Below are 2,072 nucleotides of genomic sequence, written 5' to 3' on the forward strand. Positions count from 1 at the left end.
CGGGCGGTCTCCGCGCGCACCCCCACGCTGGCGTTCTGCTCCTCGGCGCGGGCGCTGGCCGCCGCCTTCGACGGCGTCAACGCCCCTGTCGCCGAGTTCCGGCCCGGCCCGGCGCTGTTGGCGCGCCGCGACGCCTCCACCGACGACCCCCTGTTCGGCGCCGCGCCCATGGTGCTGGACGTGGTGGCCTGGCGCCACGAGGAGCTGCGCGAGCCGCCGCCGGCGGCCACCCTGCTGGCCGCCTCCCCGCACGGCGCGCCCGAGATCTTCCGGCTCGGCGACCGCTCCTGGGGGATTCAATCCCATGTGGAGTTCGACGCGGAGATGGTGCGCGGTCTCGGCGGGGACGAGGCGCTGGCCCGCCGCGTGGAGGGGATCGAGGACCACCTGGCCGACACCTGGAAGCCCATTGTGGAGCGCTTCGTGGCCCTGGCGGAGGGGCGCACCGCGGGCACCCCGCTTCCGCTGCTGCCGAACTGATGGACGCCCCGCTGCGACGGCTCGTCGAGGCCGACCCGAGCGCCGCCGAGCCCCTGGAGAGCGACGAGCGCCTCAGGCGCCGCGCCGCGGCCGTGCTGGGCGCCTCGGAGGCGCTGGGCGACTACCTCGTCGCCCACCCCGGATCGTGGGAGGCCCTGCGCCACGGCGCCCGGCGGGACCTCGACGTGGTGGCCTCGGCGCTCGACGTCGCCTCCCTGCACACCGCCTACCGCCACCGGCTGCTGCAGATCTGCGCCGACGACCTCACCGGCGACGGCGACATCGGCCACGTGGGACACGAACTGTCCGATCTGGCCGATGCCACGGTGTGGGCGGCGCTGTCGATGGCGCGCGCCGAGCACCCCTCGTCGGAGGCGCGGCTGGCGATCATCGCGATGGGCAAGTGCGGCGCCCGCGAGCTCAACTATGTCTCCGATGTGGACGTACTGTTCGTCGCGGAGGGCGACCTGGAGACCGCCACCGGTTGGGCCGCCCGCACCATGAACATCTGCGCCGAGGTGGCCTGGCAGGTGGACGCGGGCCTGCGGCCCGAGGGGCGCAGCGGCGCGCTGGTGCGCACCGTCGACAGCTACCTCAGCTACTACCGCCGCTGGGCCAAGACCTGGGAGTTCCAGGCGCTCATGAAGGCCCGCCCCACCGTCGGGGACACGGCGCTGGGTGCGTCGTGGATGGAGGCGATCAGCCCGCTGGTGTGGACCACCGCCGACGACGCCGACGCGGTGACCGCGATCCGGGCCATGCGGCGCCGCGTCATCGCCGAGCTGCCCGCCGACGGCGCCGCGAACGAGATCAAGCTCGGCCCCGGCGGCCTGCGCGACATCGAATTCGCCGTCCAGCTCATGCAGCTGGTGCACGGGCGCAGCGACGCCTCGCTGCGCGTCAGGTCCACACTGGAGGCCCTGGAGGCGCTCACCGCCGGCGGCTACCTGGCCCGCGCCGACGGCGAGGCCCTCACCGCGACCTATCGCTTCCTGCGCACCGTGGAGCACCGGCTCCAGCTGCGCCGGCTGCGCCGCACCCACCGCGTCCCCGACGACCCCGAGTCGCTGCACTGGCTGGCCCGCGTCCTGGGCTTTCGCACCCGCGAGGAGTTCAACGCCACCTGGCGCCAGCACGCCGCCACCGCGCGCCGCCTCCACGAGAAGCTGTTCTACCGACCGCTTCTGGAGGCGGTGGCCGAGGTGCCCACCGCGGGCCTGAGGCTCACCCCCGACGCCGCCCGCGCCCGCCTCGAGGTGCTCGGCTTCGCCGACCCCGCCGGGGCGCTGCGCCACATCTCGGCGCTGACGGCCGGGATCTCGCGGGCCGCGGCGATCCAGCGCACCCTGCTGCCGGTGCTGCTGGGGGAGTTCGCCGAGGCGCCGCAGCCCGACCGGGGGCTGTTGGCCTACCGCGCGGTGTCGGAGAAGCTGGGCAGCACCCCCTGGTATCTGCGGCTGCTGCGCGACGGCGGCCCGATCGCGCTGCGGCTGGCGCGGCTGTTGGCCACCTCCCGCTACTTCACCGACCTGCTGATGCGCGACCCCGAGGCGCTGCGGCTGCTGGCCGACGACGCCGACCTGCGTCCCCGC

Annotated in this window: 2 protein-coding genes; both read left to right on the forward strand. The window is 75.1% G+C overall.

The genetic code is table 11. The annotated features are described in order from the left end of the window. Positions 1-480 (forward strand): hypothetical protein (locus tag VE172_RS18680; RefSeq protein ID WP_324803478.1); only part of this gene is annotated, 480 nt, incomplete at its 5' end. Continuing rightward, a partial coding sequence (locus VE172_RS18685; protein ID WP_324803479.1) for a bifunctional [glutamine synthetase] adenylyltransferase/[glutamine synthetase]-adenylyl-L-tyrosine phosphorylase occupies positions 480-2,072 on the forward strand: 1,593 nt, incomplete at its 3' end. The genes VE172_RS18680 and VE172_RS18685, both read left to right, overlap by 1 nt.

Origin of the sequence: Stackebrandtia sp., assembly GCF_035643755.1 — a bacterium.
Lineage (GTDB): Bacteria > Actinomycetota > Actinomycetes > Mycobacteriales > Micromonosporaceae > Stackebrandtia.